We start from the raw sequence: 7,075 nt of genomic DNA, 5'->3' as shown, positions 1-7,075 counted from the left end.
ACCCGCGGCTCGCCCGGTCCCACCGCTTGCCCCGGGGCCGTCCGGCCGGTGGCGCCGCGGGGGGGGCCGGTGCGGCCCCCCACCTCCGGCTCCGATGTGCCGGGCGCCGGCGCGTTCCGGGGGCGCGCCGCGCAGCGACCCGCGCCCGGGGGCCGGCCCGCGGGGGGGCGGGTCGCACCGGGCGCGGGCCGCTGCGCGGCGGTCACCGCCCGGTCAGCCCACGGCGGCCGGCCGGGCGGGAGCGTGTGCGGGCCGCAGATCGTCGACGGAGACGACCTCCGCGAACAGGGGCGCGGTCTGCTCGCGCGGGGCGCGTCGGGTGGGCCGCGCCGACAGATCGCGCGTGGCGGTGAGCGCCGGCAGCGTGAACCACACGACCTTGCCGGACTCGCCGTCCGGCCGGGCGCCCCAGCTCTCGCTCACCGCGGCCACCATCGCCAGTCCCCGCCCACAGGTGGCGAGGGCCTCGTGGTCGAGGGCTCCCACGACCGGCAGTCGCGGGTCGCGGTCGCGCACCGAGACGGTGAGCCGGTCCAGCAGCAGTTCCATCTCCACGACGCACGTCTTGTCGGGCTGGGCGTGCAGGTGGACGTTGGTCAGCAGCTCCGTCACACCGAGCGCGGCGCGGTCTATCAGCGGGTCCATATGCCAGTAGCGCAGCTGCGCCGATACGATTCTGCGGACCTGGCCGATCCGCGACGGCAGGGCCTGAAGCTCCACCATGCAGTGCCTGCTTGGGTTGGTGATCACGGCTGCGACTCCCCGACTGAGGTCCGGAAGAACACGGAGTTCGGATCGAGCAGGGCGTCTGCGCAAGGCGGCCGCCTGCTGTCATGGCCGGCGGGCTGGTTCGCAGCGTTATCGCCGGTAAACCCAGAGTGACGTGAGACAAGAGTGACGCAGCCGATCCCACCCCGCAACTCGCGGTGGTCCGACCGCCGCTCACCGTCTTCCGCGCCGGCTCAGCCGCCGCGACCCGCCGCCCTGCGCACGGCCTCGATGAAGCGCCGCGCCGCCGGCGGACCCGGCTCGCCCGGCGCCGGATCGTGGTCGCCGAGCGTCAGCAGGTACCGATTGCCGTTGAGGTCGGCCAGCGCCCGGTCCTCCGGCGCGAACCAGGGCCTGGAGGCGCGGACCGCCTGCACGGGCGCACTGTCGATCTCGCTGCCGTAGCTGGTCAGCAGCTCCAGCCTGCCGTCGTTGATCCGGACCTGGCCGGCCCGGGTGAGCGAACGCAGCCGCTTGCCGATACGCACGCCCGTAGCCGTGAACTCCGGCTCCGCCATGCTTTCCCGCCCCCTCGCGATCGATCTCTCTCCCCTGATCCGGTGTGCGCCCCCGACCGGGACCCGTGTCCGGGCCGAGGTTTCCACCCCGCCCGGGACCTTCGCCCCGCCCGGTGCAGTCTGCCCGCGCCCGGCGTCGAGCACCAGTGCGCACGACACCCCCGCGCGCCCGTCCGGAGCACTCGCGCGAATGCGCCCCCCACCCGCCCCCACCCGCTCCCCAGGGCCGGCTTTGAGGACGTCAAAGGTGTGTTTATGCAGGTGAGGAGGGTCGGGAAGGTGTTTATGATCGATACGTCGGCCGCGCGGACCGCCGTCGGCGCGAAGCCTGAAGGAGCCCCGCCGTGACCACTTCCCCGCCCGCCAGGACCGGCGCCACGCTCGACGTCGACCGCAGCGACACCGCCTACCGCGTCTGGCTGAAAGAGGCCGTCCGCAAGGTCCAGGCGGACGCCAACCGCTCGGCCGACACGCACCTGCTGCTCTTCCCGCTGCCCGAACGCTGGGGCATCGACCTGTACCTCAAGGACGAGTCGACCCACCCCACCGGCAGCCTGAAGCACCGGCTCGCCCGTTCCCTGTTCCTCTACGGCCTGTGCAATGGCTGGATCCGGCCGGACCGCCCGGTGATCGAGGCGTCCAGCGGCTCGACGGCCGTGTCCGAGGCGTACTTCGCGAAGCTGATCGGCGTGCCCTTCATCGCCGTCATGCCGCGTACGACGAGCGCCGAGAAGATCCGCCTGATCGAGTTCCATGGCGGCCGGTGCCACTTCGTCGACGACTCGCGCACCCTGTACGAGGAGTCGGCCCGCCTCGCGGCAGACGGAGGGGGCCACTACATGGACCAGTTCACCTACGCGGAGCGGGCCACGGACTGGCGCGGAAACAACAACATCGCCGAATCCATCTTCCGTCAGCTGGAGTCGGAGCGGTTCCCCGAACCCGCCTGGATCGTCGCCACGGCCGGCACCGGCGGCACCTCGGCGACCCTCGCCCGCTACATCCACTACACGCAGCGCGACACCCGTGTCTGCGTCGCCGACCCGGAGAACTCGTGCTTCTTCGAGGGCTGGACCACCGGCGATCCGGACGTCACCTGCGACTGCGGCTCCCGCATCGAGGGCATCGGCCGGCCCCGCATGGAACCCAGCTTCGTGCCCGGCGCCGTGGACCGGATGATGAAGGTCCCGGACGCGGCCAGCGTCGCCGCCGTGCGCGCGTTGGAGCGGGCCATCGGCCGCAAGGCGGGCGGTTCCACGGGCACCGGACTGTGGAGCGCGCTCAAGATCGTCGCCGAGATGGTGGCGGAGGGCCGTCAGGGCAGCGTGGTCACCCTGCTGTGCGACCCGGGCGACCGCTATCTCGACAAGTACTATTCGGACGCCTGGCTCGCCGAGCAGGGGCTGGACATCGCCCCCTACACGGCCGCGATCGAGTCACTGCTGGCCACCGGCGTCTGGCCGCGATGACGCCGGGCCCGATCGGATGACGCTCGGACGCGTCAGGTGAGGCTCGGACCGGGGCTCACACCGAGAGCCGCCGGTCCAGGGCGGTGACGGCGTCCCGGAAGGACCGGCCCAGGCCCGGCCCGGCCAGCCGCGCCGCGCCCCGGAACGCGGTCGTCCCGTCGGTGGCGAACGTCCATCGCACGCGCGTGCCCGTGCCCGCGGGCGTCAGCCGCCACTCCTCGACCAGCGCCCGCACCCCCGGCACGTTGGTGACGTCCACGCGGTACGCGTACAGCTCCGGCCGCCGCGCCGCGAGAACCGTCTCCCGGAAGCGGACGCCGCCCCGCAGCCGCACCTCACGGCCCGCGCCGCCGTCCAGCGGCCGCACGGCCGACACCGCCGCGAACCACTCGGCCCAGCCGGGGACATCGTCGGCGAGAGCCCGAAAGACGCGCTCCGGCGGAGCGGACACCTCGCGGGCGAAGACCATGCGTACGGGAGCGGCCTCGACGAAGTCGAGCCCCTCCGGGCGCAGACGTCGGGCCATGGCGACACGAACCCCCTGGGTCGATGGGGGGTCACCCTAGCCGCGGCCCCGTCAGATGTCTGCACCCTCGTCGGGCTCGCCCGCGACCACCAGGCGTCGCAGCTGCTCGGAGATCTCCGCGCGCGCCGCGCCCGGCAGCCCCGCGTCCGTCACGAGCGTGTCCACCTGATCCAGCGCGGCGAACGAACTGAGCCCCACCACACCCCACTTGGTGTGGTCGGCGACCACCACGACCCGCCGCGCCGACTGCACCAGACGCCGGTTGGTCTCGGCCTCCGCGAGGTTCGGCGTCGACAGACCGGCCTCCGCCGATATGCCGTGCACGCCGAGGAACAGCACGTCGAAGTGGAGCGCCGCGATGGCCCGGTCGGCCACCGGCCCCACCAGCGAGTCCGACGGGGTGCGCACCCCGCCGGTCAGCACGACCGTGGCCGCCCCCTGCCGCGGGCCCGAGGTGCGCTGGGCCACGTGGAAGACGTCGGCCACCCGCACCGAGTTCGTGACCACCGTCAGATCGGGCAGGTCCACCAGATGGTGCGCCAGCGCGTAGGTCGTCGTGCCGCCCGACAGCGCGATCGCACTGCCCGGGGTGACCAGTTCCGCCGCGGCCTTGGCGATGTCCTCCTTGGCGGTCAGCTCCAGGCCCGACTTCGCCTCGAAGCCCGGCTCGTGCGTGCTCGCCTCCATGACCGGGACCGCGCCGCCGTGCACCTTCTCCAGCACGCCCTGGCGCGCCAGCGCGTCCAGGTCACGGCGCACCGTCATGTCCGACACGCCGAGCTTGCGGGTCAGCTCGTTGACCCGGACACCGCCACGACGACGAACCTCCTCCAGGATGAGGGCGCGGCGCTGCTCCGCGAGGAGGTTCTGATTCTCACTCACGTACGCTCCGGTCCTTTCCCTCATGCCGTCCGACAGCCCCGCTCACCTGCTCCGACGAGGCTGTTCCGGCCGACGGCGGTGTGCGGGCGTCCCATCCTCGCACGGCCCGCTCACCGCTGTGCCACCACCCCGTCGCGGACATGTCACCCAGGGTATTCTCGTCCCGCCCGCCCGGTCCCTCCCGCGGTCTTCGCACGGTCCTTCGCACGGGCCGGGGAGATTCGGTGACGGGAGGTGTATCAGGCCTCCCGAGCGGCGATCCTCACTTCCGCACGGACACATGTCGCAGACGTGTCACGGGGGAAGTGCCAACAGTGAAACGTGCCGGTGGGGGCGGAGCCGCCCTCGAACTCCTGGTCCACGGCGTGGGCGGCGCCACGCCCGAGAAGATGCTGAACGATCCACGCACCGTGCGGATCGCCGGCGACGACACGGCGGCCGTCTACCGGCGGGCCGACGACGTCACCGCGGACACCCGCCCGGCCGACGACCGCCGCCGCGACGCCCCCGTCCCCGAGGCCTACGTGTGGTCCGATCTCACCTCGGGCGACGGCACCCGCGCCCTGTGGCTGTTGCTGCTGCCGTTCATGGTCGTCAACCTCGTCCACTGGATGCGCCCCGCCGCACGCGAACGCACCCGCACGGTGCGTCTGTACGGCCTGCTGGTGCGGCTGGCGGCGCTGAGCCTGACGGTGCTGCTCGTCGCCGCCGCCTGCGAGGTCGCCCTCGATCTGACCGCCTGGCAGTGCGCGGGCACGCGCGCGTGCGCGCGCCGTCACACCTGGCTGGGCTTCCTGTCGCCGACGACCACGAACGACGGCTGGTGGAGCCTGCCGGGCCGTCGGCTGGCCCTCGCCGCCGTGGTCCCGACCGCGCTCGTCGGCCTCCTGTGGTACCTCTCGCACCGCACCTGGCGGGCGTACGAGTCGCAGGAACCCCTGGACCGCGCACCCGAACCGGAGGACGGCCCCGGGCACACCGCGCTCAGCCGCCCCGGCTTCTGGTACGGACGCCGGCTGGTGGCGCGCCTGCGCGCGGCGCACACCGCGGCGGGGCTGCTGACGGTGGCCGCGGCGGTCGGCGCCGCGGCCCTGCGCCAGGACCGCAGACCGGGCGGCCCGCCCCTGCTCGACGGCCTGGGCCGGCTGCTGGCGGCCTCCCTGGCCGCGGGCGCGCTGGCCACGGTGTGGGTGGTGTGCCGCCGGGGCCGCAGCGAACACCGGCTCGACCGTCGCCTCGACGCCCACCTTGTGCGCCGGCTGCCGTCGGCCGCCCTGGTGTTGCTCGTCCTCGCCCTGGTGTACGCCGGCTGGGACCGCCCCGGCTGGCGCTCCGACGGCCGCCTGCCCGGGGACGCCGCCTTCGGCGCGCTCGCCCTCGCGCAGGGTGCGCTGGTCGTCGCCCTCGCGGTCGTCGCCCGTCTCCTGCACCGCTGCCCGCAGGAGCGCGCCACACCGGCGGACGGCGGCCAGGCGGCCGCACCCGGGAGGCTCGCGTCCCCGGCCAAGGCCCCGGAGGGGACCGGCGTCGGTCTGCGGGGGGTGTCGGTGTCGCGTGACGCGGAAGCGCTCGCCGTCGTCCTGCGCGAGGTCCCGGCCGCACGCGAGGCCCCAACCGCACGCGAGGCCGGCGCGGCCGCCGGCGGCTCGCCGGGGGAGTCGCAGCCGGCCGACCCGGACCCGCCCGGCGTCGAGTCCGCGGCGCGGTCCGCAGGGGTGTCCGAGGCGGGGCGGATCGAGGAGAGCGCCGCCGCCCGGCTGGAGCGCTGCGCGCTGCACGGGCTCGGCGGGCCCGCCGTCGCGATGCTGGCCTGTGCGCTCGGCGGGGTGATGTCCGCAGGCGTCGCACAGCGGGTGTCGGACTGGCTGGACGGCACCGGGACCGGCCTCGACGGCCCCCCATTGGTGCTGACCTGGCAGGCGTCCGTGATCCCGGTGCTGCTCGTCGTCCTGCTGGTGCTGTGCGCACTGCTCGGCCGCCGGACCTGGCTGCTCACCCGGGCGGGACAGGCCGAGGTGCTCCGCGACTACGGCCTGCGGCACGGCGACCCCGCCCGCACCCGTCGGATCGCGCGCGCCCGCGCGATGGCCGGTCTCACCGACCGCGGCCCGCTCCTCGTCGCCGTCGTCTCCACCGCGACGCTGCTGCTCGGCGCGGGAGCCGTCGTCGGCTCCCTCGGCACGGGCCGCACACCGGCCCGTGCCGGGGAATCGGCCCAGCCGTTCGTGCACGGCGCGGCGCAGACCGCGCAGGCCCTGGGCTCCTGGCTCGTCGGGCTCGGCTTCGTCCTGTTCGTCACCTGGGGCCGGCGCGCCTACAAGGACGCCTCGGCGCGGCGCACGATCGGCATCCTCTGGGACGTCGGCACCTTCTGGCCGCGCGCCGCGCACCCCTTCGCCCCGCCGTGCTACGCCGAGCGCGCGGTCCCCGACCTGACCTGGCGCATCGTCACCTGGACGCGGGCCACCGGCGGCCGGCTGGTCGTCTCCGGCCACTCCCAGGGCAGCGTCCTGGCGGCCGCCGCGGCCTGGCAGCTCCAGCCCCCCGACCGCAAACGGGTCGCCCTGCTCACCTACGGCTCCCCGATCGAGCGCCTCTACGGCCGTTGGTTCCCGGCCCACTTCGGCCCGGCCGCGCTCGCCGCGCTGCACGAGGACGTCGCCTGCTGGCGCAACCTCTACCGGCTCACCGACCCCATCGGCGGCCCGGTCCGGCTGTCCGGCGACGGCTGCGGCCCGCAGGTCGACCGTCCGCCGCTCGCGGATCCGTCGGCGTACGGCCGGGACACGGACCACCCGTTGCTCGCGCCCGTCCTCGGCCACTCCGACTACCCGGCGGATCCCGCGTTCGCGGAGGAACGCGAGCTGTTGCTGGGGCGGCTGCGAGCCGGAGTCCCCGTGCGGCGCACGTGA

6 protein-coding genes are annotated in these 7,075 nt (G+C 74.6%); 2 read left to right on the top strand and 4 right to left on the bottom strand.

All coding sequences use genetic code 11. The features are described from left to right. Positions 1 to 213: 213 nt before the first annotated feature. Together ACFVYK_RS27790 and ACFVYK_RS27785 are read right to left on the bottom strand one after the other, a co-directional pair. Positions 214 to 750 (bottom strand): ATP-binding protein, encoded by a 537-nt coding sequence (locus ACFVYK_RS27790; RefSeq protein ID WP_389778705.1) that lies wholly within the window; start codon positions 748 to 750, stop codon positions 214 to 216. Positions 751 to 962: 212 nt separating this feature from the next. Then, positions 963 to 1,286, bottom strand: coding sequence for a hypothetical protein (locus ACFVYK_RS27785; protein ID WP_389778703.1), 324 nt, complete (start codon positions 1,284 to 1,286; stop codon positions 963 to 965). Between the two features lie 344 nt (positions 1,287 to 1,630). Between ACFVYK_RS27785 and ACFVYK_RS27780 the strand changes: the two genes are divergently transcribed. Then, complete coding sequence (locus tag ACFVYK_RS27780) at positions 1,631 to 2,755, top strand: PLP-dependent cysteine synthase family protein (RefSeq protein ID WP_389778701.1); 1,125 nt, start codon at positions 1,631 to 1,633, stop codon at positions 2,753 to 2,755. 55 nt (positions 2,756 to 2,810) lie between these two features. Here ACFVYK_RS27780 and ACFVYK_RS27775 read toward each other — a convergent pair whose 3' ends face one another. Together ACFVYK_RS27775 and ACFVYK_RS27770 are read right to left on the bottom strand one after the other, a co-directional pair. After that, on the bottom strand, positions 2,811 to 3,281 hold the full coding sequence (locus ACFVYK_RS27775) for an SRPBCC family protein (RefSeq protein ID WP_389778699.1): 471 nt from the start codon (positions 3,279 to 3,281) through the stop codon (positions 2,811 to 2,813). Positions 3,282 to 3,332: 51 nt separating this feature from the next. After that, the gene (locus ACFVYK_RS27770) at positions 3,333 to 4,163 is read right to left on the bottom strand and encodes a DeoR/GlpR family DNA-binding transcription regulator (RefSeq protein ID WP_389778697.1); all 831 of its coding nucleotides are present in this window, start codon (positions 4,161 to 4,163) and stop codon (positions 3,333 to 3,335) included. A 389-nt stretch (positions 4,164 to 4,552) separates the two neighbouring features. On the opposite strand from ACFVYK_RS27770, the gene ACFVYK_RS27765 reads away from it, so the two are divergent. After that, positions 4,553 to 7,075: a hypothetical protein gene (locus ACFVYK_RS27765; protein ID WP_389778711.1), complete on the top strand. Its 2,523-nt coding sequence runs from the start codon at positions 4,553 to 4,555 to the stop codon at positions 7,073 to 7,075.

Origin of the sequence: Streptomyces sp. NPDC058291, from assembly GCF_042880855.1 — a bacterium.
In the GTDB taxonomy this organism is placed as follows: domain Bacteria; phylum Actinomycetota; class Actinomycetes; order Streptomycetales; family Streptomycetaceae; genus Streptomyces.
This window is presented reverse-complemented; position numbering and strand designations above follow the sequence as displayed.

Bases quoted from the DNA above. Each gene is read 5' to 3' on its own strand.
- ACFVYK_RS27785 (WP_389778703.1), bottom strand. From the start codon at position 1,286: ATGGCGGAGCCGGAGTTCACGGCTACGGGCGTGCGTATCGGCAAGCGG.
- ACFVYK_RS27775 (WP_389778699.1), bottom strand. From the start codon at position 3,281: ATGGCCCGACGTCTGCGCCCGGAGGGGCTCGACTTCGTCGAGGCCGCT.
- ACFVYK_RS27765 (WP_389778711.1), top strand. From the start codon at position 4,553: ATGCTGAACGATCCACGCACCGTGCGGATCGCCGGCGACGACACGGCG.